We start from the raw sequence: 23,640 nt of genomic DNA on the forward strand, positions 1-23,640 counted from the left end.
CGTCTCCGTGTTGGCCGCCGCATTGGACCCGTCCGGATTGAGGCCCGACTCGTACACCTGGTGGTCCGGCCCCGTCGCCGCTGCCGTCACCACGCTCGAGCTGTCATCCGCCCCCTTGATGTTGATGGTCAGCTTGGCAATGCTCTCATCCCCATCCGCATCCTTCATCGTGTACCAGACGTCGTAGCTCAGGTTCGAGCCCGCCGTCAGCGCCTGCGTGGCCGCCTTGCTATTGTCCAGCACATAGGTCCAGGCGCCGGTGACCGGGTCCTGGGTAAAGGTACCGTAACTGTTCAGCGCGGCGACCGCCGCTCCGTTGTCATGCCCGCTCGCGCTCCACCCCACGAACACCGCCGGGGTGTCCGCCCCGCCAGCGTCGTTGCTCAGCACGTTGCCATTCAGGCTGCCCGCCACATCCTCGGTCAGGGTCCCCCCTGCGTCATTGGCGGCCGTCGGCACATCGTCGAGTATCACCACATCCAGGCTGGCGCTGGTGCTGTCGCCATCGCTATCTGTCAGTACAACATTGAAACTCTCGGTCAGAGCCGTGTCATTGGCAGGCTGGTTGTGGGTCTCGTTATCGCTCAGGGTGTAGCTGTAAGCCACCGTGCCGGCGCCTGTCACCGGGTTGTAGCTGATACCTGTCACCAGCAACTGATTGCCCAGAGGGCTTGGGATCCCCTGCGGGAAACTGGTGATGACCTGGCCGTTACTGATCAGTACCACGCCACCCAGAGCCAGGCTCTGGATACCATCTGCCGCATTGAAGGTGAAGACACCACTCTTGGTCAGGTTCGCAGTATCCGGGCTGCTGCCATCTGCCAGTGCAGCTTCATTCAGGACAATCTCACCACCGTCTACTTGCAAACCTTCCAGGGAAACGGGTTCATCCACGGGAGTAATGGTAACCGTCAGTATGGAGACATCCGTATCGGCACCATCGGTCACAACGTAGTTGACCGGAGGCACTGATCCTGAGTAGTTCAGGGCCGGCGTAAAGGTATAGGAGCCATCGGCATTGATGATGAGGGTGCCTATCCCGTCCAATGAACTCTCGACGCCAGCCGAAATACCGGTGTTGCTGCCCCAGCTATAAGAGACAATCGACGCATCGAGCGGGCCATCCGAGTTGCTGCTGTTGGTCAGCAGGTTGCCACTGATGGCTTGGTCTTCCTGGGTGACGGCAGACTCATCCAGATCATCAAGATCATTCTCGGGCAGGAGATCGTCTTCCTGAAGGACATTCTGCTCAGGCAAGGTGTCATAGCTGGTATCGAATCCGGCAGCGGCAATGGTTGCATCACCAATACGATCGATGACGACAAAGCCGCCGTTGCCGCTGGCTCCCGCTACCCCGCCGATGCCACCGCCGCCACCCGCTGCAGGTGCCCCGCCGGCTGCCGCAGCCTCAAAGTTTTGAGTCGGGTCGACCCCTTGCAAGATGGATTGTTGCAAGGCCGCAATTTCCGGCGACACCTCTGGCGAGCCCGCCTGACGATTGGCGACCGATGAGGAGGGTTGTCCATCGGCGGGAATATCCGGGCCAGCAGGGGCTGCATCGGCCGGAGCCGGGCTGTCATCGTAGGGTGCCAACATCAATTTGGCATCGTCGGCAATATTGAGTCTGGCTCCCGGCTGCAATATCTCGCCAGGCTGGAGAGGACGGCTGCTGCCATCGGCAAGCAGGATCTGAACATTGCCTTCTACGGAAGAGACGACGACGGTTTTGTCGATGATTTGGGTGCGCATATCCATTGCTCCAGGGTGACAGATCTTGATGCCTACACTCTAGATGCGCGTCCATCAGGCTTCAGTTGCAAAAATGTACAACATTGAATCTGTTTGGCTTCATCCGATGCAGCGAATCGAATGAATTTTTTTTACACAGGTAAATCAATAAACTAACAACACATTTTTCAGACCTTCTGCATACTCATCGAACAAAAGCTCCTCCATATATTCTAAATAGATATAAAAAAGGGCCCTTATTGGGGCCCGTTTCAGTATAGGGGTATGACTCACGGCAGTGGGAATGCCGGATGAACGAAACCCTGATAACCGTCTATGTGCAGACGGGCCAGCATCTCAACCTGCTGTTGATCCTCCACTCGGGTGGCAATGGTCGTTACACCCGCATTGTGGGCCGCCCTGCAGACCGCGGCCAGGAAGGACGTATCCGCTCCCGGCTCCATGATCTGGCTGGTATAGCCATGATCAACCTTGACGTAGGCAGGGGCCAGCTCCTCCAGATACCCAAGGGACTGGAAGTGGCGACCATAGTGATCAACCCCCCACAGGAAGCCATGCTCTCGCAGCACATCGACCAGGTTGGTCACATGCTGCTTGTGTTTCATGATGGCGGCCTCTGGGATCTCGAACAGCAGTTTATCCTTCAACTCGCCGTTCACGGCCAGATAGCCTCTCAGCCAGGTCAGGAACTCATCCGAGCAGAGTGATCCTGCGGTAATATTGACCGCCAATACCAGCTCGGATTGCTGCTTGAACAAGGGCAAGCAGGCCTCCAGTATGGTCTTGTCAAACTCGGCGCCCATCTGGAACTGCTCGATGGCAGGCAAGAACTGGCCAGCGAAGTAGTCGCTTCCATCTCGCGAGATGGCAGCGAACAGCTCGGCATGCAGGCGTGTGCCATCATCGAAGCGACAAGCAGGCTGTGCCTTGAAGCGCCACAGGTTTCTGGCCATTGCATCCTGCACCAGATCACGCCAGGCGAGACGTCCCATCAAACCTTGATCCGCGCCCCCTTCCATGACGACGGCACCCCGTCGCTCGTTGCGGGCCTTGCCCAGCGCATTGTCCGCCTTGGTCAGCAGGGCAGAGAGATCATCATTGCCATCACGACCGGCGATCCCGACCACGGAGAGTGCACCGCTCTCACCCATGGGATTGACCACCAGATCGGCGATACGGCTATTGATCAGCTCCGCCAGCTCCTTGAGTTGTGACAGATCATCGGTAGGGCATAGCAAGGCGTATTCGGTAGCCGAAATCCGGGCCAGCGCCGCACCATCCCAGCCATCCAGCAACTCTCTGAGCACCTGGGCGATGGATTTGACCATGTTGTCCCTCGCGGCAAACCCTTCTTCACGATAGAGATCGTCCAGCATGTCGACGGCCACCAACATGACCCCCCCCTGTCCCGCCTCGGCGATCCAGGCATTGACCTGCCCCACGAAGTAGGAACGGTTGCCAAGCCCGGAGACTGCATCCACATAGACGCGGGCGCGCAGATTCTCGGCTTCATCGGCCTGCTCCTTGAACTGCACCGCCAGCTTGCTCGAGAGGGTATTGATGGCCTGCACCACCTGTTTCAACTCGCGACTCTTGGGCTCGGGAATGGTGTGCCCGAAATGGTGAAGCTCTATCTCGACCGCCTGATCGCAAATGAGCTTGAGCGGTTTGAGCAGGTAGTTGAGTGCCCGCATCAGCAGTATGGTGGTGATCAGGAAGCCCACAAGGAACCAGGTCGCCAGCTCGCTCATCCCCTTCCAGAGCTCGTAGTAGGCCTGTCCCGGATGGCCCACGATCTTCAGCTTGCCCAGTTGCAACCAGCCCGACGTCAGAATGGATTCGTTGGATACCTCAGGGAAGAGGCTCAGCCCGATGAACCACTGCGGCACCCCTTGAATGTTGCTGCTGTTCTCGAGTTCGATGACATCCTTGGAAGCCAGCAGATCCAGGCGAACCAACCGATAGTAGCCACCGTCGAACACGGCCTTCATGACGGATTCGGCACTCACCTTGTCCCCGTTCTCTAGATAAGGTGTCAACGCCAGACCCAGGGCAGTGGAGGTGTTGATGACGGTAGTTTCCTGCTGCTGCGCCAGATAGTTGCGAGTCGAATTGAACTGTACCCAATAGGTGGCAGCAAACAGCAATCCGAACAGTAACAGCATGGTTGCCAATAGTTGTCTGTAGAGCGTCATAGGTTAATCATCCAAATTCACCACAGGCCGAGCCAATCGCCCTGAAGTCATGCGATTGCGTAAGTCAGTCCATAATCCCAAGCGGGATGATTGCCCGGCCAGTTCCCCTTGACCACGCGCCTTCATCAACCACAAGTGACTACCGTTAAAGCTGTAAATTGGCATCAGATCCGCCCGCTGATTGGCCGGGCGAATGGCGCCGACAATATTGTCCAGAATGAGAGGGACTGATGCGGGCGTTTCATAATAGGCAACAACCATATGAAACTGGTTATAATCCAATGCCTTGACATATACCATCCGCATTTTTTCATCCGGAATGCCAAGTTCAAGCAGCGTAAAGTACTTGGAAATGCTGAAGTCTTCACAATCTCCACCAGCCGCCCCCAAAAACTCCAGCGGGGTCGCCCAATAATCCTTCTTGTGCCACAGCTTGATGTCATCGATAAATTGCATCTGATTGAAAAACTGGTTCACCTTCTCCAGCTTCTGCCGCTCTGCCAGACCCGCAGTCCGGCTCTGAAGGGCCAGAGTGCGCCAGCTGGTGACTCGCTTGCCTGCACGAGGGCCATACGTCTCCTCCGCCCGCTTGACCAGCGTCAGATCTTCTGGTGACAAAGGCTGGCTGGCGCTTAGCAGCAGAGGGATCGACAACAGAACCAGCCATAGCAGGTGGAGCCGCCAACGTTGCACGGGGCGGATGGACCATGCTGGCCAAAAGAGCCTGAAGCTCCCAGCCTTGTACCACGATGTCACATGTTTCCCCTGCGGCATTCCATCGCAATCTTCAGTTGAAAACCAGATTTATAAAAGAATGACTGCAGCAAGCTGCAGCCATTTTTTCTGACTGAGATGGCATCAGCACGATAACCATCAGTTGTTGTTGGCCTGCCACTCGGCGGGCGGCTGGACATTCATGGCATTGAGCAGTCCCCCGGTGGCATTGAGGATACGGTAATCCGCCAACAGGGAATCATACTCGGCCGTGATGTAGCTGCGACGGGCCTCGAACAGTTCGTTTTCCGTGTTCAGCACGTCCAGCAAGGTCCGTTGTCCCAGACCAAACTGCTTCTTGTACGCCTGTACGGTGTCGTAGCTGGCGTCCACGTGCTCTTTCAGGAAGACCTTCTGCTTGGCCAGCGACTCCTTGGCATTCCAGGCGAGGCGGGTTCCCTCTTCCACCTGACGGAAGGCGTTCAGGTGAATATCTTTTGCCTGGGAATAGAGTGCCGAGGTGGCCTTGCTTTCTGCCAGATCGGAACCACCACGGAACAGGTTGTAACGCATCCGGACCATGGCGGTAAGATCGTCGTTACGCCCCTTGACCGCATCGATATCCTCGTTCCAGTTCTGATCCACCTCGAAGGCCACATTCGGGTAGAACCCGGACTTGGATCCTTCATGCTGATACTTGGCTTCTTCGATGTCTTGCAGAGAGGACAACAGGGTCGGGTGAACCTCGGTAGCCGTCTTCAGTGCATCTTCCAGGGTGGCGGGGAGTAACTGGCTGTTGGGGGCCGGTAGCACCAGATCCTTGGGCACTTCGTTCACGACACGGATGAACTCGCTCTCGGCATCCCGGTAGTTGTTCTCTGCCGCAGCCTGGTTGGAGTAGGCCCGCGCAACACGCCCATCGATCTGGGTCTGGTCCGCCGTCGAACCAAGACCGGAATCGGTCCGTTTCTGGATGTCGCTACGGATCTGCTCGTGGGTTTCGAGGTTCTGCTTGGACAGTTCCAGGATCTCCTGCTGACGCAGCATGTTGAGGTACACCTCGGCCACACGCAGCGCCGTGTTCTCCGCCTCGGAGATCATGGCAAGACGCTGGGCCTGGGCGGCGGCATCGGTCCGTGCCACGTTGCTGCTGACATCGAAACCGTCAAACAGCATCTGGCGCAGGCTGATCCCGGCCTCCTTGCGGGTCATGGAATCATCGATCGTCTGCGAGTTGGCGCCCGCCGCACGGGTCGAGGGGCTGTCGGTCTTCTCGTAACCCACGCCGCCACGTAGATCGATGGTGGGATAGTAGCCGCCCTTGGCTCCATCATGCTGATACAGTCGTGCCTGATAGAGATCAAAAGCTTCCTTGATTTTCGGATGGGTAGCCAGTGACTGTGCCACTGACTGTTCCAGTGTTTGTGCCTGGCTCAGGCCCGGGAACAGTATGGTGCCACTAACCAGCATGGCAACAATCGTCTTCTTCATGGTATCTCCAGTCATGTTGTTTTTAGATTGTTGGCTTATCGTTCTCTCAGTGCCGACTGCTTAGCCCTCAAGATGGGTTTCAGCAAGTAGTCTAGGACACTCTTTTTACCAGTAATAATATCTGCACTGGCTAACATACCGGGGATGATGGGAAGTGCGTTAAGCTCATCGCCCAGATAACTCTTCTCGGTGCGCACCCGAACCAGATAGAAGGAGTTGCCCTCCTCATCCTGGATCGAGTCGGCGCTTATCTGCTCAACCTTGCCATGTAAACCTCCATAAACAGTGAAATCATAAGCGGTTATCTTGACCACGGCCTCCAGCCCGGGTCGCAGGAACGCGATGTCCTTGGGTGATACTTTGGCTTCCACCAGCAAGGTATCTTCCAGCGGCACTATCTCCATCAGATCCATGCCCGGCTGAACAACCCCGCCCAGAGTATTGATCTTGAGCTTCTTGATAGTGCCCTTGAGAGGTGCAATTACGCTGGTGCGATCGACCCTGTCTCGCAGACCGACCTGGCCCTCTGACAACTGGCTCAGCTTGCCCTGGCGTTCATTGAGCTCGGTCTGGGAGTCCGCTCTGAACTTCAAGGCAATATCGTTGCGTTTGGAGATGGTTTCCCGCAGCACGGAGTTGAGTTTGGGGATGAGCAACCGGTTGGCTTCCAGCTCTCCCTGCATCTCGTTGACCTGCCGTTCCAGTTTGATTAGCTCCACTTGGGGAACTATACCCTCTTTTGCGAGAGGCCGACTGATGTTCAGCTCCTGACGGGCCAAATCTACGCTGCGGCTCACTGTCCTGATCTTGGCATTGAGCTCTATGGTCTCCTGCTCCTTCTGCTCGATCTGCTGACCGAGTATGTAGAGCTGGTTGTTCAAATTGTTGAGCCTCTCGTCCTGTACCGACTTTTCACGGGCCACGTATTCCGCAAAGACATTTTCGAATCCTTCGGGGAAGACGATGGGCTGCTTGTCGATGACCACCTGCTCACGCCAGCCGAGGTTGGGTTCTCGCTTTACCACCACACTGCGAATCTCGGCACGCAGGCGGGCGATGTCGCCCTTGAGGATCACCAGCTCCTGTTCACGCTCGCGAAAGTCCGACTTGAAGCGGGTATCGTCGATGCGCAGCAGAGGCTGCCCCTTTTCGACTATGTCCCCCTCCTTGACGAAGATCTCCTTGACGATCCCCCCTTCCAGGTTCTGGATCACCTGCAACTGGCGAGATGGGATCACCTTGCCCTGGCCGATGGTGACTTCGTCAAGCTCGGCCCAGGCTGCCCAGACAATGGCGCTCATGAAAAACAGGAAACAGGCCCAGAGCAGCACCCTGGCGCGGGTTGGTGTGCTCAGCAAGACAGCGGCGGCACCGTCGTCGACATACTCGAGGTGCTCGGGAGCGGGCAACACCTTGTCTGATGCCGTTCTCTTGAACCAGTTGTTAGCCATTGGCCGTCTCCTGCACCCGCACCTTGCCTTCCTTCAGTTGTTGCAGCACCGCCTCTTTGGGGCCGTCAGCCACTATCTTCCCCTGTTCCACGACGATGACCCGGGAAGCCACATCCAGCATGGAGGTCTTGTGGGTGATGAGGATCAGGGTAGTTTCGGGCCCCAGCCTTGCCAGCTCCTGCTTCACATGCATCTCTGACTGGTTGTCCATGTTGGACGTGGGCTCATCCATCACCAGAATGGGCGGATCGTTGAGCAGGGCACGGGCCAGTAAAATGGCCTGACGCTGACCACCGGAGAGCTGGCGCCCACCCTCGCCTATCTGCCTGTCCAGCCCATTGGGATCCCGATTGGTAAAGTTGGTGACACCGGCCCGCTTGGCGGCGCGAACCACCCGGGCATCGTCTACCAGCGGGTTGCCCAGCATGATGTTGTCTCGCACCGAGCCAAAGAACAGGGTCACATCCTGCGGCACACAGCCGATATTGCGGCGGATGGCGGCAGGCGGCAGTTGATCCAGCTCGAAGCCATCGAGGCGCACCAGACCATCAGTGGGTCGGTAGAGTCCCATCAACAGCTTCTCCAGGGTGGTCTTGCCCGCCCCTATCCGGCCTATGATGGCGACTTTTTCCCCCGGCTCGATACGCAGGTTGATGTTGTGCAGGGTGCTGCTTTCCATGCCCGGGTACTTGAAAGAGACGTTCTCGAACTCGATACGCCCCTGGATGACAGGATGGTGGATGTACTGCCTGCCCTCCTCCTGCTCGCCCGGCGTCATCATGATCTTCTCTAGGATCTCCAAGGCAGACTTGGCCTGGTTGTAGCGGGTCGACAGCACGGAGAGCTGCACCATGGGTGCGATGGCGCGGCTGGACAGCATGACTGCAGCAATCATGCCTCCCATGGTCACCAGCCCTTCGGAAATCTGGTAGACCCCGACAATGACCAGTCCTACGGTCACCACCTGCTGGATATAACTCGCCAGAGAGGACATGGAGTTGGTGATGCGTCGTGTTTGCACACCCCAGGTCGAAATGTGGGACACCGCCTGCTCCCAACGATGCTGGAACATGCTCTCTGCGCCGAAAATCTTGACGGTCTCAAGGCCGGATATGCTCTCGATCAGGTTGGCATTCTTCTGGGAAGCCAGGCGAGAGCCCTCCTCAATGGACTGCTTGAGGGGTGCCTGGATGTAGAAGCTGTAAGCCACCAGGATCAGCATGGCGACGATGGGCACCACCACCATGACACCGGCAAACAGCCAGATGATGAAGAGGAAGAAGACCGCAAACGGCAGATCAATCAGGGTCGATACGGTGGCGGAGGTGAAGAACTCCCGCACCGATTCAAACTCCTGCAGATGCTTGGCAAACGCCCCCGTCGAGGCCGGGCGGGACTCCATCTTCATCCCCATGACCTTGGCAAAGATCTTGGCCGACAGCAGCACGTCCGATTTCTTGCCGGCAATATCGATGAAGTAGCTGCGCAACTGGCGCATCACGAAATCGAAGGTGAACACTACCATGGCCCCCACCGCCAGCACCCAGAGGGAGTCGAATGCCAGGTTGGGGACTATCTTGTCGTAGACATTCATGGTGAACAGGGGGCTGGCCACCGCAAAGAGGTTGATGAGGATGGAGGCAATCAGCACATCGCGATAGATGCCGCGGGATTCAAACAACGTGCTCCAGAACCAGTGACCATCCCGGGTCTCCAGCACCTTGGGGGAGCGCTCATCGAACTTGAACTGCTTCTTGACGAAGAACAGCCGGCCATTGTATTCGTCGCCCAGCTGGGCGGTGCTGACCCACTGCGCCGCGTCACCGGCCTGGGGGAAGATGACCTTGGCCTGGCTCCTGTCCTTGCTCCATTCCAGCAGGATGCAGGCGCCGCCATGGCGCGTCTGCAAGACGCAGGGCAACAGCAGGGGGGATATCTGTTCGAGTGGCTGGATGACCTCACGGGCGGACAGACCGCCACGTTCGGCAGCGCGGCTGAAGAGTGCCGTGCTCAGACGGCCCGAGACCAGTGGCAAACCCGTTGTGAGGGCATCCTGGCTATTGGGCACACCATAAAAACGGGTCAAAAAGACCAGGCACTCCAGTAGCTCATCTATATGGCTGGTTTCTGCTTGCATAGCATCCTGTCAAAACATGATTCAGACGGTTGTCGCAGGGAATACATCACCCGGAACCCGGTGGCGACCTGTGAACGCAGAGCAGCTTCCATCATCGCGAACCGACAACCCAATTAGCGCACTGAGCAGTGACATCGAATATCATCGCCAGACTCGCACATCGTCAAGCCGGAACGAAAGGAGCCAAGCACGTCATTTAATAACGGCAAGGGGGGCGAGATATCCTGCCGGGTACATTAATTACTAAAGAGTTATTGATAACAATATCTTTTTCAAGCCGACCATCTTATCAAGGCGACTTGAACGAAACTATACTGCAAAGACTGAATTTCATCTAATAACCCTCTGTTTTTTTAATGAAATTAGAGTCGTCACTGATGAGCACAAGCGAGTGAGAAGGGTCGGCCCAACGCACTCCCCTGTGGGCCGGTTCGAGCCAGCTCAGTGGCAATCTCAGCCATGGCGATCCAGCGATTCTCGCACCAGGCAGGCGCCAGCAGGGTCGGACGGCGGGCCGACGCCGAGATCCTGTGATAAACCACCTCGGGCGGAGTCTGCTGGATCATGGCAACCGCCGCTTCGACATATTGCTCCAGGCTCAAGACGTCGAGCCGCCCCGCCTGCCACGCCTTGCCAAGGATGCTCCCCTCCACCACATGGAGCGGATGCAGCTTGATCCCCTCGATCCCGGTCGCAACGATGCGATGCAGAGTATCGAGACTGTCCATCGGCACCTCACCGGGCAAACCGACAATCAGATGGGCACAGACCTTGATGCCCCTTGCGTGGGCCCGGCTAACCGCGTCTTCATAGGCGGCGTAGCCGTGACCCCGGTTGATCCGTTGCAATGTCTTGTCATTGGCGCTCTGCAGCCCCAACTCCAGCCATACCTCGTAGCCACGGGCCTGATACCCCGCCAGCAGATCCAGCACCGCATCCGGCACACAGTCTGGCCTGGTACCCACGCAGAGCCCCACCATGTCGCTGACCGACAGCGCCTCCTCATACATGCGTTGCAGGTACTCCACCTCGGCATAGGTGCTGGTATAGGCCTGAAAGTAGGCGAGATAACGCTTGGCACGGGTCACTTCGTCCCGGCGGGCCAGCAATTGCTGCACCACCGAGAGCTGCTGGGCCGACTCGTCGGCAAAAGAAGAAACATTGCAGAAGGTGCAGCCGCCGCGGCCCAGGGTGCCATCCCGGTTGGGGCAGGTGAAGGCGCCGTGGATGGAGAGTTTGTGGATTTTCTGACCGTGGCGCTGCTTGAGATCCTGGCCGAATGTATTGATGAGTTCGTGTAACTGCATGACACCTCCAATATGAGCTGTCATTGTACTGGCACGGGCCCCACGCCAGACTGAGCTGGATCAAGCCGTCCCGCCGCCAAAAATCATATAAATATTCACATTGCGTGCGATAAATACCCACAGACAGGATTTTAAGGTTACTTTTGGAAACCACTGGCCTCATACAAAGAGGGAAAACGGAAGCAATTCATCCCCTCTAACCAGCTGTTAGTACTGAAAAAATCTCCCATAGCCCGCATACAAATAAATGCAAGATGCAGGATCCTGAAATGTGATCCCCGCCCACCCCTGACGGAATGGATTGGTAAAATTACTACAGTTCAGTGACGCGAAGCAGTCAACCACCAAACTCTCCATTATCAGCCCAATAAACTTTAAAAAATTAAATTAATAGATTTTTATATAGATAAAATCGAATTGAATCTCTAAAACCCGTATTTTGTTATGGCAGTGTAACATTGCAAACAAGCGGGATGTCCAATTGACCTTGCTCGAAAATCCCATTAGTTTGGAGATTCGCCACCTCAGGCGGACGGAACCACAAGAGCCAATCGCAATTTATGCAATCTGTTGATGACAGTGCGATGGAAGGCCGAGCAAGGGAGAAATGCAATGTCACTATATGATCCAAAGCTGGAGAGGGATAACTGTGGCTTCGGCCTGTTGGCCCACATGGAAGGGGAAGCCAGCCACAAGCTTGTCCGTCTCGCGATGTCAGCCTTGGCTCGCATGCAGCACCGCGGCGGCATCTCCGCCGACGGCAAGACCGGCGACGGCTGCGGCCTGTTGCTGCAAAAACCCGACAGCTTCTATCGCGCTGTCGCCGAAGAGAAGGGATGGCACCTGGGCCGCAACTATGCGGTGGGCATGTTGTTCCTCAACCCGGATCCCGTATTGGCCCAGCAGACCCGCGACATCATCGACGAGGAGCTGGAGAGAGAGACCCTGAGTCTGGTCGGATGGCGCAAGGTGCCCATCGATACCAATGTGCTCGGTCCCATCGCCAAGGCCTCCCTGCCCAGCATCGAACAGGTCTTTGTCAACGCGCCGCCAGGCTGGGTCGACAAGGATCTCGAGCGCCGTCTCTACATCGTGCGCCGCCGTATCGAGAAACGCATCAGCGATGACTACTTCTATGTGGTCAGCCTCTCCAACCTGGTCACCGTCTATAAAGGACTGTGCATGCCGGTGGATTTGCCGCGTTTCTATCTGGATCTCGCCGACATCCGCATGCAGGCAGCCATCTGCGTGTTCCACCAGCGTTTCTCCACCAACACCAGCCCGCGCTGGCCGCTGGCGCAGCCATTCCGCTACCTCGCCCACAACGGCGAGATCAACACCATCGCTGGCAACCGCCAGTGGGCCAAGGCGCGCAGCTACAAGTTCGCCACTCCGCTGATCCCGGATCTGCAAGAGGCCGCCCCCTTCGTCAACACCACAGGGTCGGATTCCTCCAGCCTCGACAACATGCTGGATCTCTTCCTGGCAGGTGGTATGGACCTGTTCCGCGCCATGCGCCTGCTGATCCCGCCTGCATGGCAGAAGCACCCGAACATGGATGACGACCTGCGCGCCTTCTATGACTTCAACTCCATGCACATGGAGCCCTGGGACGGCCCGGCCGGCATCGTCATGACCGACGGCCGCTACGCCACTTGCGCGCTGGACCGCAACGGCCTGCGCCCGGCCCGTTACGTCATCACCAAGGACAAGTTCATCACGCTGGCCTCCGAAGTGGGTACCTGGGACTACACCCCGGACGAAGTGCTGGAGAAGGGCCGGGTCGGCCCGGGCGAGCTGTTCGTGGTGGATACCAGCAACGGCAAGATCTGGACCAGCTTCGAGATCGATGACGATCTCAAGAGCCGCCACACCTACAAGCAGTGGATGGACAAGCACTGCAAGCGACTGGTGCCGTTCGAGCAGATGGATGACGCCAGCACAGGTGCACGCGAATTCCCGGACGATCAGCTAAAGACCTATCAGAAACTGTTCGGCTACTCCTATGAGGAGCTGGATCAAATCATCCGCGTGCTCGGCGAGAATGGCCAGGAGGCGGTGGGTTCCATGGGGGATGACACCCCGATGGCGGTGCTCTCCTCCAGCCAGCGTACCCTGTACGACTACTTCCGCCAGATGTTCGCCCAGGTGACCAACCCGCCCATCGACCCGCTGCGGGAAAACCACGTCATGTCGCTGGCCACCTGTATCGGCCGCGAGCAGAACGTATTCAACGAGACCTTCGGCCACGCCCACCGGGTGCTGTTCCAGTCGCCTATCCTGCTCTACTCCGACTTTCACCAGCTGTTGGCACTGGAAGGGGAACACTACCGCCATGCGGTGCTGAGCCTCAACTACCTGCCCGAAGAGGGGCTGCAGGCGGCCCTCGAGCGCCTGTGCAACGAGGCGGCCGACAAGGCGCGCAATGGCACCGTGCTGCTGGTGCTGTCGGACCGGGACATCAGTGCCGACACCCTGCCCATCCCGGCCGCCATGGCGGTGGGGGCGGTGCAGCGCACCCTGGTGGACAACAACCTGCGCTGCGACGCCAACATCCTGGTGGAAACCGCGAGCGTGCGCGACCCGCACCACTTCGCCGTGCTGCTGGGCTTTGGCGCCACCGCCATCTACCCCTATCTCGCCTACGAAACCCTCGCCAAACAGGTAGAAGAAGGCGTGCTCAAGATGAGCCTGCGCCAGGCCATGCTCAACTACCGCAACGGCATCAACAAGGGCCTCTACAAGGTGATGTCCAAGATGGGCATCAGCACGGTGGCGAGCTACCGCTGCTCCCAGTTGTTCGAAGCCGTGGGGCTGTCCAGCTCCGTGGTCGAACTCTGCTTCCGCGGCGTATCGAGCCGCATTCAGGGAGCCGACTTCACCGACATCCAGCAGGATCAGGTCAATCTGGCGCGCCAGGCCTGGCTCGGCCGCAAGCCCTTGACCCAGGGTGGTCTCTTGAAATTCGTCCACGGCGGCGAGTACCACACCTACAACCCGGATGTGGTGCAGACCCTGCAGGTGGCGGTGCGCTCCGGCAACTACGCCGATTACAAGGAGTACGCCCGCCTGGTGAACGAGCGCCCGGTGGCGACCCTGCGCGATCTGCTGGTGCTCAAGCAGGGCACCACCCCGGTGGCGCTGGAGCAGGTTGAGCCCGCGGCCAAGCTGTTCCCCCGCTTCGACTCCGCCGCCATGTCCATAGGCGCGCTGGGCCCCGAGGCCCACGAGGCGCTGGCGGTGGCCATGAACCGCCTCGGCGGTCAGAGCAACTCCGGCGAAGGCGGCGAGGATCCCAAGCGCTTCGGTACCGAGAAGAATTCGCGCATCAAGCAGGTGGCGTCCGGTCGTTTTGGCGTCACTCCCCACTACCTGATGAACGCCGACGTGGTGCAGATAAAAGTGGCTCAGGGCGCCAAGCCCGGCGAGGGTGGCCAGCTGCCCGGTGACAAGGTGACGGCCCAGATAGCCAAGCTGCGCTACTCCGTACCCGGCGTGACCCTGATCTCCCCGCCGCCCCACCACGACATCTACTCCATCGAGGATCTGGCCCAGCTCATCTTCGACATCAAGCAGATCAACCCGGACTGCCTGGTGTCGGTCAAGCTGGTCTCCGAACCCGGCGTCGGCACTATCGCCTGCGGCGTGGCCAAGGCCTACGCGGACTTCATCACCGTCTCTGGCTATGACGGCGGTACCGGCGCCAGCCCGCTGAGCTCGGTCAAGTATGCCGGCTCCCCCTGGGAGCTGGGGCTGGCCGAAACCCAGCAGGCCCTGGTGGCCAACGGCCTGCGCCACAAGGTGCGCCTGCAGGTGGATGGCGGTCTCAAGACCGGTCTGGACATCATCAAGGCGGCCATCCTCGGCGCCGAGAGCTTTGGTTTTGGCACCGGCCCCATGGTGGCGCTCGGCTGTAAATACCTGCGCATCTGCCACCTGAACAACTGCGCCACCGGCGTTGCCACTCAGGATGAGAAGCTGCGTCGCGAGCACTTCACCGGCCTGCCGGAGATGGTGATGAACTACTTCAAGTTCATCGCAGAAGAGACCCGCGAGCTGATGGCCGAGCTTGGCGTCACCCAGCTCACCGATCTCATCGGTCGTACCGATCTGCTGGAAGCCCTGCCCGGCCTCACCGCCCGTCAGGCCAAGCTGGACTTGTCTGGCATTCTGGCAAGCCCGGTGGCACCGGCAGGCTCCAGCCTGTTCAGCCAGCAGCACAACCCCACCTTCGACAAGGGGCCGCTGAACCTCAAGATGGTGGAGGATCTGCTGGAGGCGGTGGAAAACATGAGCGGTGGCGAATTCCGCTACGACATCCGCAACACCGACCGCTCCGTGGGGGCGCGCCTCTCTGGCGAGATCGTGAAACGCCACGGCAACCAGGGCATGGCCGCCGATCCGGTCAAGGTGCACTTCAACGGCACCGCAGGCCAGAGCTTCGGCGTCTGGAACGCGGGTGGCCTCGAGATGATACTCACGGGTGACGCCAACGACTACGTGGGCAAAGGGATGACAGGCGGCAAGCTGGTGGTCAAACCCCACGTCGGCGTGGCGTTCAAGTCCCACGAGGCGGCCATCATAGGCAACACCTGCCTCTACGGTGCCACCGGCGGCAAGCTCTACGCCGCAGGCACCGCGGGTGAGCGCTTCGCGGTGCGCAACTCAGGGGCGCTGGCGGTAGTCGAGGGGATTGGCGACAACGGCTGTGAGTACATGACCGGCGGCATCGTCACCGTACTCGGTACCACTGGCGTCAACTTCGCGGCAGGCATGACAGGGGGCTTTGCCTACGTGCTCGACGAGTGCGGCAACTTCGCCAAGCGCACCAACCCCGAGCTGGTGGAACTGCTGGACGTGGCGGATCTTGCCATCCATCAGGAGCACCTGCGCGGCATCATCACGGCGCACCTCAACGAGACAGGCAGCTCGCGCGCCGAGGAGATCCTGGCCAACTTCGACTCCTATGTGCCCAAGTTCAGGCTGATCAAGCCCAAGTCCAGCGACGTCAAGTCCCTGCTTGGTCACACCAGCCGCTCTAGTGCAGAACTCAGAATCCAGGCGCAATAAGGAGGGAACCCTATGAGCCAGAACGTATTCCAGTTTATCGATGTCCAGCGGGTCGACCCGCCCAAGAAGCCGCTCAAGATCCGCAAGATCCAGTTTGTGGAGATCTACGAGCCCTTCAACCAGGCCCAGGTCGGCATGCAGGCGGATCGCTGCCTCGACTGCGGCAACCCCTATTGCGAGTGGAAGTGCCCGGTGCACAACTACATCCCCAACTGGCTGAAACTGGCCAACGAGGGGCGCATTCTGGAGGCGGTGGAGCTCTCCCACCAGACCAACAGCCTGCCGGAAGTGTGTGGCCGCGTCTGCCCGCAAGACAGACTCTGTGAGGGTGCCTGCACCCTCAACGACAGATTCGGCGCCGTGACCATAGGCAACATCGAAAAATACATCACCGACAAGGCGTTCGAGATGGGCTGGCGCCCGGATCTCTCCAAGGTGGTGAAGACCGGCAAGCGGGTTGCCGTCATCGGTGCGGGCCCGGCCGGCCTCGCCTGTGCCGATGTGCTGGCGCGCAACGGCGTCACCCCTGTGGTGTTCGACAAGTACCCCGAAATCGGCGGTCTGCTGACCTTCGGCATCCCCTCCTTCAAGCTGGAAAAAGAGGTGATGCAGCGCCGCCGCGAGATCTTCGAGGGGATGGGCGTTGAATTCCGTCTCGAGACCGAAGTGGGCCGTGACGTTACCTTCGCAGACCTCCTTGGCGAGTTCGATGCTGTCTTCCTCGGGGTCGGCACCTACAAGTACATGAAGGGCGGCTTCGAGAACGAAACGGCCCCCGGCGTGTACGACGCCCTGCCCTACCTCATCTCCAACGCCAACCGGCTGCTGGGTTTCGAGAAGGCCCAGGCCGATTACATCGACTTCGCCGGCAAGCAGGTGGTGGTACTCGGCGGTGGCGATACCGCCATGGACTGCGTCCGTACCGCCATCCGTCAGGGGGCCGACCGGGTGATCTGCGCCTACCGCCGCGATGCCGAGAACATGCCAGGCTCCAAGCGAGAGGTGAAGAACGCCCAGGAGGAAGGGGTGGAATTTATGTTCAACCTTCAACCGGTGGGCGTCGAGCTGGACGCCCAGGGCCGCACCTGCGGCATCAAGGTGGTGAGCACCGAGCTTGGCGCCCCCGATGCCAACGGCCGTCGCAATCCGGTGGTGATCGAGGGTTCCGAGCAGGTGCTGGCCGCCGATGCGGTGGTGATGGCGTTTGGCTTCCAGCCCAACCCCCAGCCCTGGATGGCGGAACACGGCATCGAGCTCGACAACCGGGATCGCATCAAGGCTCCCGAGCAGGCCGAGCATGCCTTCCAGACCAGCAACCCCAAGGTGTTCGCCGGTGGCGACGCAGTGCGCGGCTCGGATCTGGTGGTGACCGCCATCTACGAGGGCCGCAAGGCCGCCGAAGGGATCATGGACTACCTGGCCGTGTAAACTGCCGGTTAAGGTCTCAAGCAAACAGCCCCGCCAATGCGGGGCTGTTCTTTTATGTCTCACCCAGGGTGACAGCCCCTAGCGCCTCACAGCCAAAAACTCCCCCTTGCCCACCGGTACCAGGGCGGTCAGGAAGGCCGGATCCTGCGCCACTTCTGCCATCCAGTCGTTCATCTCCTCCCGGTGGGAGATGGCGTTGTCCACCACCAGCAGGCCGCGAGGGGCAAGCAAGCGTTGGATCTCGGGCCACCAGGCCTGGTAGTGCCGGCGATCGGAGTCGAGGAAGATAAGCTGATAAGCGGCCGCTGGCAGGGTGGGCAGCAGCGTGCCTGCCTCGCCTGCCAACTGCTCAATCCAGAGTTCGAGCCCCGCACGCTGGAAGTTATGCGCCGCCAGCGCCAGCTTGCCCTCGTCCCGCTCTATGGTGGTGACCCTGCCACCCAGCCTCTTGACCGCCTCGGCCAGCCAGAGGGTGGAGTAGCCGTTGGAGGTGCCGATCTCCAGCACGGCGTCGGCCCCCCTCGTCTGCACCAGCAGCGCCAGCAGCTCACCGGTATCCCGGGTGATGTTGAGCATCTTGTGGCCGCGAGCCTGCTGCTCGCCGTCATTTTGTGCGCCAAAGCGCTCCAGCTCCCGTTTGAGTTGTTCCAGTTCCATGTTTCCTCCTTGAAAGTCATCCAGGCTGACCCGGCACTGCCCATGGCCTTCGCGGTTCAATCGGTGACGGGGGGCAGATCCCCCAGCAAATAACGGGGGCCGCAGCCCCCTGAGACGGCTTGGTCCTGCGGGTTGTAGAGAGCGCAGTGCTCCAGCGACAGACAGCCACAGCCGATGCAGGCAGTGAGCTTGCGCTTCATCAGTTGCAGGGCGGCTATGCGGCTGTCCAACAGCGTTTGCCACTGGCCGGCGATCCGCTCCCAGTCGTGGCGATCCGGCGTGCGACCATCGGGCAACCCGCTGAGAGCACCCGCTATCTCGTCGAGGGTGAGGCCCATCCCTTGCGCCACCCGGATAAAGGCGATGCGGCGCAGCACATCCTGGGGGTAGAGACGCCGGCACGTTTGGCTATCTGGCCTATGGCCAGCCATTTGCGATCCATCTTCGTCCTTGATCTCAAGTTAACTTCAACTTGCATAATCCTGTCTCCCCCGACAAAAGGAGTCAAACGATAATGGATCATCTCTACCCCCTGCTCGATGCCAACCAGACCTTCGCCCTCAATGGTCGCGGCACCACCAACCACTGTCCCATGGCGCTGCATGCCCTGCACGAGATGGGGGCCAGCCCCCGGCAGTTGCAGCGCTTCTTTACCCATTGGCAGACCACTCAAGCCCTGCCCGCCGGGGTGGGCAACCAGGGTGAAGAGGAGGAGACCCGGTTCGTGGCACTGCGCCAGCAACTGCTGACCCGATTCGCCGAAGAGGGTTGGCTGCCATGCTTCAAAGAGCTGCTGGTGCAGCGTTTCTCCCCGGCAGGCGGCGCCTTTCATCCCCTCATCCGCTTCGCCTGCGCGCTGGAAAACGGCCACTTGGGGGAACAGGCGGCAGCGCTGGCCGCCTGGCAGTGCAAGGCCCTGATCCTGCCAACGGGGACGGGCGCCCCCTGCCGGGACGTCACCCGCCTGCTGGCGGGGCTGGCGGCCCATTGGGAGGGATCGCGCTGGCAGGGAGAGTGGATCACCGCACGCCTGCGGCAGGTGGCAACCGATCCCCGCTGGCCGGAGTCGCTGCCGCGCAGCCTCGATGATGGGGAAGATGTGCTGGCACAGCTGGCCGAGGCCGCTCTGCCCCTCTACTGGCAGACCGGTAACTTCACCGTCTTGCATATGGTGACCGGCAGCCGGGCCGCCGCCATCATCGCCCGTCACCTGCCGGATGAGCTGAAGGACGCCTGGCAGAGCCTGATGTGGCAGGCGGTGGCCGCCGCCTACATCACAGTCGGGGCTCCAGGGTTGCAGACCCAGCGCTGGCCGGATACGACCGGGCTGGATTGGGCGCAGGTGTTGCCGCGGGCAATCGAGAGCCTGGATGACCATGTGATCAAGCTGGTGCACTGTTGCTGGCGGGAGCAGACGCACTCACCCCATTATCTGGCGGTCGCCGCCCGCGCGGTGGGGTTGCTGGACGCGGCGTCTCAACCTCAACGCCCCTAAGGCGCTACTACCCGGATAAAATCGATGGCGGGACAGCTTGGCGCCAGACCCCGGGTCAGCGCCAGCGGCTGGACACGGTAGCTGAGCCGGTAGCTGCCCGGCTGCGACAGATCGTAGGCCTGCGCCAGATCCGCATCGGCATGGCTCTGCTCCCCCGGTCCCAGCAGGAGGAAGTCGCCATCACCGGGCGCGCCACGCTTGGCAAGCGGTCCCCGGTAAGGCAACGGCCTGCCATCTCGGGTGAGGTCGATGGCATCGGCAAACCACCCCTCGAAGGGGGTGAACCAGGTCAATACCTCGAGTGGCTCCCCCCCCTTGTTGGTCAAGGTCATCACCAGGGGCAGTGGCTCGTTCACCCCGCTCTCGGCGCTGACCGACAGTTCGCACTGCAAGGGGGCCAGTGCCAGGGTGGTGAGCAGGAGTGTCATCATGGTGCCTCCGTCAAAAAAGGGGCCATTCGGCCCCTTCACAGATTAATTTTCGCTCGGGGTATTCTCGGCGAAGTATTCGTGGTTGTCGGCGTTGTTCAGCGCCTTGACCGGATCCGTGCTCGCCAGATTGCGGGCATTGGTCTGACCGTATCCCAGATCGTCGGTGCCCGCCACCACGTTGAAGTGGCTCAGCTCGTGGACTATGGTGCCTGCGCGGGAATCTGTCCCGGTGACGGGCGCCGTCCAGAAGCTCTTGCACAGGTAGACCTTGTAGGGCTGATCCGGATAGACGTAGGCAAAGTAGCTCTGTTTGCAGCCGCAGTCGAAGGTGAGCGGCTTGTTGTCGATGGCATCCTTGATCTTGCTGAAGTGGGTCTCAGCCTGGTTCCAGCGAGAGGCGTCATAGGCGCCAAACCAGCTGCGGTAACGCTGGCCATCGGGCTTATCCACCGCCAGGTAACTGCTGGAGTTGTTGGTAATGCCGCTGGCGGCATCGAGCGCGGTGAGGATGTCGCTCTTCTGGGTGTTGCTGCAACGGCCGCTGAAGCTGACCGAGGCGGTCACCGCCTGGGGCTCGGCTACCGCCGCCTTGGCGAGCACCCGATCGTCAGCCACCCCTTCCACCCACAGGGTCACGACATTGGATTCGCTCCCCTGGGCCTGCTTGGCCTTGGCGGCCTTCGCCCCCTGTGGCAGCGTCGGCAGCCGGTAACGGATGCTGTACTGGCCCTGGGCGCTCATGTCGTAGAGACCGGAAACCTCGGCCTGCAGCGTCAGGCTCTGGCCTGCCTTGAGCAGCTGGAAGTCCTTGTCGGTTGGCGCCGCCCGCTTGATCAGGGCCCCCTCGTAGCCGACCTTCTCGCCGTCGCGCTCAACCAAAAACAGGGGGGCATCTTCGCTACCCGGCAGCTGCCACTTGAGCAAGCGGATGGGCTTGTCACCCGTGTTGGTCAGGGTCAGGTTGACACGCACATCGTCGGTGCTGCCCTCCACCAGAGTGAGCCTGGCGTCGAGCCCGGCGGCGCAGAGCGGAGAGGCCAGCACGCTGGCCAGCAGCAGGGCAAGGGGGGTTGCTTTCATCATGTTTCCTCATTCATTGAGTAGCGCCATCAGGCGGTTTGCTTCCATATGGCCCTCTTTGGGGCCAAACCACCCTAGAGCAGAACGTCTGCGTCACCATCTCACCATATGGGTGACGTCCCCCATCAGAGGGGGACGGGCGGACAAACCATTCAAATGCGACAAAAATAGCCGACTGCCGCACCAGGGCAGCACACAGGTATGGGCCCCCTTCCCGTCGCTCACCCAGCCGTCATGGCCTGTCCCGCTGACGGTCAGCCATAAAAAACCCCGGCACGGGGCCGGGGTGATAAGGCGGGCATGGGCGTCCGCCCGTGATAAGGCTCAGGCCTCTGCCAGGAGCGCCAGGGCGGGCTGGGCATTGCCCGGCACCAGCCGGTAGGCCTTGTGGTGCTTGACCAGGGTGCTCTTCTTGTCACCCTGGCTCAGCAGCAGCCCCAGCTTGAAGGCCGCCTCGGCCAGCTGCTTTTCATCCCCGCGCACATAGAGGGTAAGAGGCTTTACCAGCTCTCCCCCCTCGATATGGCCCAGATACTCGCTGGCGGAGATAACCAGGCTGGACTGGCCCTGGCTCAGCAGCCGCTGCCTGGCGCTCAGTTCGCTGTCGGTAAACACCAGCCAACCCGCGCTCTCCAGCTCGGCGACCAGGGTGGCGAGCCTGGCGCCCAACTGCCCGGGCTCAGCCATGGCCCTGCCGTACTGGCAGACGATGCGTGAAAGCAGCCCCTTGAGATCGGCCCCGGCCCCCAGGGTGCGACCCAGCTGCACCCAGGCTTTCAAATCCTCCATCACCAGGCGGGAGAAGCGTTTCTCCTTGAGGGAGTCCGCCATCCAGGTGCAGAGGAAGTGGCTCTCTTGCGCCGGGGTGCGCTTGCCCGCCTTCTGCTCTGCGGTGCGGGCCAGCTCGGCCAGGCTCTGGGTGGCCATGTCGAGCAGGGCCTCATTGTAGGTGCTAAGGGTCATGGGCGATCCTCGGGTTGAAAACAGAGATGGCAAAGGCGCCCATGGCGCCTTTGCGGTTCAATAGAGAGGGTGGTCGAGGCCCTTACTTGCCCTGGCGGGGTTTCTTGGCGGCCGCCAGACGCTTGAGACGCTGACCCTGCAGCTTGGCTTCGGCCATCACCTGGGCGGCGGCGTTGTCTTCCCGCTGCGGGCGCTTGCCGAAACGGCGGCGCTCCTGCAACTGCTTGATCAGCTCGTCACGGCTGCTCACCTCGTAGCCCGGCACCATGATGCGGCGGATCTTCTGGCCGATCAGCGCCTCGATCTCCAGCAGGGTACGCTCCTCTTCACGGCTGACGAAGGAGACGGCCATGCCGCTCTTGCCGGCGCGGCCGGTACGGCCGATGCGGTGGACATAATCTTCCGCCAGGAAGGGCAGATCGTAGTTGACCACGTACTGCAGATCCGGGATGTCCAGACCACGGGCGGCCACTTCGGTGGCCACCAGCACCCGCACCTTGCCTTCCATGAACTCGCGCAGGGCGCGGCGACGGCTGCCCTGGGCCTTCTCGCCATGGACCACGGCGGACTTGATGCCATCGAGGTTCAGCTCTTCCACCAGCACGTCACAGCTCTCGCGGGTACTGGCGAACACCAGCACCTGTTGCCAGTTCTGCTTGCCGATGAGCTCGGAGAGCAGCTCGCGCTTGCGCTTCTGCTCCACCGGATAGACGGTGTGGCTGACGGTATCGGCGGTGGAGTTCTGCTTGTTGACGCTGATGATCTGCGGTCTGTCCAGCATCAAGTTGGCCAGCTTCTTCACGGCGTCGGAGAAGGTGGCGGAGAACAGCAGGTTCTGACGAGTCTTGCTCACCGCTTGCAGGATCTGCTGCACATCGGCACTGAAGCCCATGTCAAGGATGCGATCCGCTTCGTCCAGCACCAGGGTCTCGACACCGGAGAGGCTGAGGTTGCAGGCGGTCAGGTGCTCGAGCAGCCGGCCCGGGGTCGCCACTATGATGTGCGCCCCCGCCTTGAGTTTGCGGGCCTGCACATCCTGCTTGCCACCGCCGACCAGGGTCAGCACGCTGATGTCCAGATACTTGGCGAAGTCGTTGATGTTGCTCGCCACCTGGGCGGCCAGCTCGCGAGTCGGGGTCAGGATCAGCACCCGGGCGTTGGAAGGCTGGGCCGGGGCCGGGTTATCCACCAGACGTTGCAGTATGGGCAGCGCAAAGGCTGCCGTCTTGCCGGTCCCGGTCTGGGCGCTGGCCAGCACGTCGCTGCCACGGCGGATGGTCGGGATCGCCTGCTGCTGCACAGGGGTCATCTCCTGATAACCGCACTCTGAGACGGCACGCAAAATCTCGGGGGCAAAATCGAACGATTCAAATCTCATAATGGGTTCCTGTGTTCCAGCTGAGCTGTAGTTGGCTTAAGTGGCCTGGGCCGGCGTGTGGCACGGCCTCGGCGAGGCTTGGGGCCAAGGACGG

15 protein-coding genes and 1 pseudogene are annotated in these 23,640 nt (G+C 60.4%); 3 read left to right on the forward strand and 13 right to left on the reverse strand.

Annotated elements, in window-relative coordinates; translation table 11 throughout:
- The 7 genes from ACB039_RS10135 to ACB039_RS10165 form a co-directional block, all read right to left on the reverse strand.
- A partial coding sequence (locus ACB039_RS10135) for a retention module-containing protein (RefSeq protein WP_371165581.1) occupies nt 1–1,749 on the reverse strand: 1,749 nt, incomplete at its 3' end.
- A 269-nt stretch (nt 1,750–2,018) separates the two neighbouring features.
- Complete coding sequence (locus ACB039_RS10140) at nt 2,019–3,944, reverse strand: EAL domain-containing protein (RefSeq protein ID WP_371165582.1); 1,926 nt, start codon at nt 3,942–3,944, stop codon at nt 2,019–2,021.
- 3 nt (nt 3,945–3,947) lie between these two features.
- The gene (locus tag ACB039_RS10145) at nt 3,948–4,718 is read right to left on the reverse strand and encodes a transglutaminase-like cysteine peptidase (RefSeq protein ID WP_236544861.1); all 771 of its coding nucleotides are present in this window, start codon (nt 4,716–4,718) and stop codon (nt 3,948–3,950) included.
- A 99-nt stretch (nt 4,719–4,817) separates the two neighbouring features.
- Entirely contained in the window at nt 4,818–6,149 is a 1,332-nt protein-coding gene (locus ACB039_RS10150; RefSeq protein ID WP_005328118.1) for a TolC family outer membrane protein, read from the reverse strand.
- A gap of 35 nt (nt 6,150–6,184) precedes the next feature.
- A complete protein-coding gene (locus ACB039_RS10155) occupies nt 6,185–7,600 on the reverse strand; it encodes an HlyD family type I secretion periplasmic adaptor subunit (protein WP_041205981.1) in 1,416 nt (471 codons plus the stop codon).
- Complete coding sequence (locus tag ACB039_RS10160; RefSeq protein WP_218409100.1) at nt 7,593–9,737, reverse strand: type I secretion system permease/ATPase; 2,145 nt, start codon at nt 9,735–9,737, stop codon at nt 7,593–7,595. The genes ACB039_RS10155 and ACB039_RS10160 overlap by 8 nt, the downstream gene beginning before the upstream one ends.
- A 371-nt stretch (nt 9,738–10,108) precedes the next feature.
- A complete protein-coding gene (locus ACB039_RS10165) occupies nt 10,109–11,044 on the reverse strand; it encodes a TIGR01212 family radical SAM protein (RefSeq protein WP_371165583.1) in 936 nt (311 codons plus the stop codon).
- Nucleotides 11,045–11,656: 612 nt separating this feature from the next.
- Here ACB039_RS10165 and gltB point away from each other — a divergent pair.
- Both gltB and ACB039_RS10175 read left to right on the forward strand, forming a co-directional pair.
- On the forward strand, nt 11,657–16,114 hold the full coding sequence (gltB, locus tag ACB039_RS10170; RefSeq protein WP_263684753.1) for a glutamate synthase large subunit: 4,458 nt from the start codon (nt 11,657–11,659) through the stop codon (nt 16,112–16,114).
- A 12-nt stretch (nt 16,115–16,126) separates the two neighbouring features.
- Nucleotides 16,127–17,542 (forward strand): FAD-dependent oxidoreductase, encoded by a 1,416-nt coding sequence (locus ACB039_RS10175; protein ID WP_218409102.1) that lies wholly within the window; start codon nt 16,127–16,129, stop codon nt 17,540–17,542.
- A 78-nt stretch (nt 17,543–17,620) separates the two neighbouring features.
- Here ACB039_RS10175 and ACB039_RS10180 read toward each other — a convergent pair whose 3' ends face one another.
- The gene (locus ACB039_RS10180; RefSeq protein WP_043130220.1) at nt 17,621–18,199 is read right to left on the reverse strand and encodes an O-methyltransferase; all 579 of its coding nucleotides are present in this window, start codon (nt 18,197–18,199) and stop codon (nt 17,621–17,623) included.
- A gap of 56 nt (nt 18,200–18,255) precedes the next feature.
- Nucleotides 18,256–18,641 (reverse strand): annotated as a pseudogene (gene soxR, locus ACB039_RS10185) (redox-sensitive transcriptional activator SoxR).
- Nucleotides 18,642–18,713: 72 nt separating this feature from the next.
- Here soxR and ACB039_RS10190 point away from each other — a divergent pair.
- Entirely contained in the window at nt 18,714–19,694 is a 981-nt protein-coding gene (locus tag ACB039_RS10190) for a questin oxidase family protein (protein ID WP_043130219.1), read from the forward strand.
- Here the strand turns inward: ACB039_RS10190 and ACB039_RS10195 are convergent.
- The 4 genes from ACB039_RS10195 to ACB039_RS10210 form a co-directional block, all read right to left on the reverse strand.
- Nucleotides 19,691–20,125 carry a hypothetical protein gene (locus tag ACB039_RS10195; RefSeq protein WP_043130217.1) on the reverse strand — a complete coding sequence of 145 codons (435 nt, stop codon included), beginning with the start codon at nt 20,123–20,125 and terminating at the stop codon, nt 19,691–19,693. The genes ACB039_RS10190 and ACB039_RS10195 overlap by 4 nt on opposite strands.
- 42 nt (nt 20,126–20,167) lie before the next feature.
- Entirely contained in the window at nt 20,168–21,208 is a 1,041-nt protein-coding gene (locus ACB039_RS10200; protein ID WP_043130216.1) for a M35 family metallo-endopeptidase, read from the reverse strand.
- Between the two features lie 321 nt (nt 21,209–21,529).
- Nucleotides 21,530–22,168: a DUF2913 family protein gene (locus ACB039_RS10205; protein WP_043130213.1), complete on the reverse strand. Its 639-nt coding sequence runs from the start codon at nt 22,166–22,168 to the stop codon at nt 21,530–21,532.
- A gap of 82 nt (nt 22,169–22,250) precedes the next feature.
- Nucleotides 22,251–23,546 carry a DEAD/DEAH box helicase gene (locus ACB039_RS10210; RefSeq protein ID WP_005328097.1) on the reverse strand — a complete coding sequence of 432 codons (1,296 nt, stop codon included), beginning with the start codon at nt 23,544–23,546 and terminating at the stop codon, nt 22,251–22,253.
- Between the last annotated feature and the right edge of the window lie 94 nt (nt 23,547–23,640).

It is taken from the genome of Aeromonas sp. S2(2024), assembly GCF_041402505.1.
Classification (GTDB): domain Bacteria; phylum Pseudomonadota; class Gammaproteobacteria; order Enterobacterales; family Aeromonadaceae; genus Aeromonas; species Aeromonas media.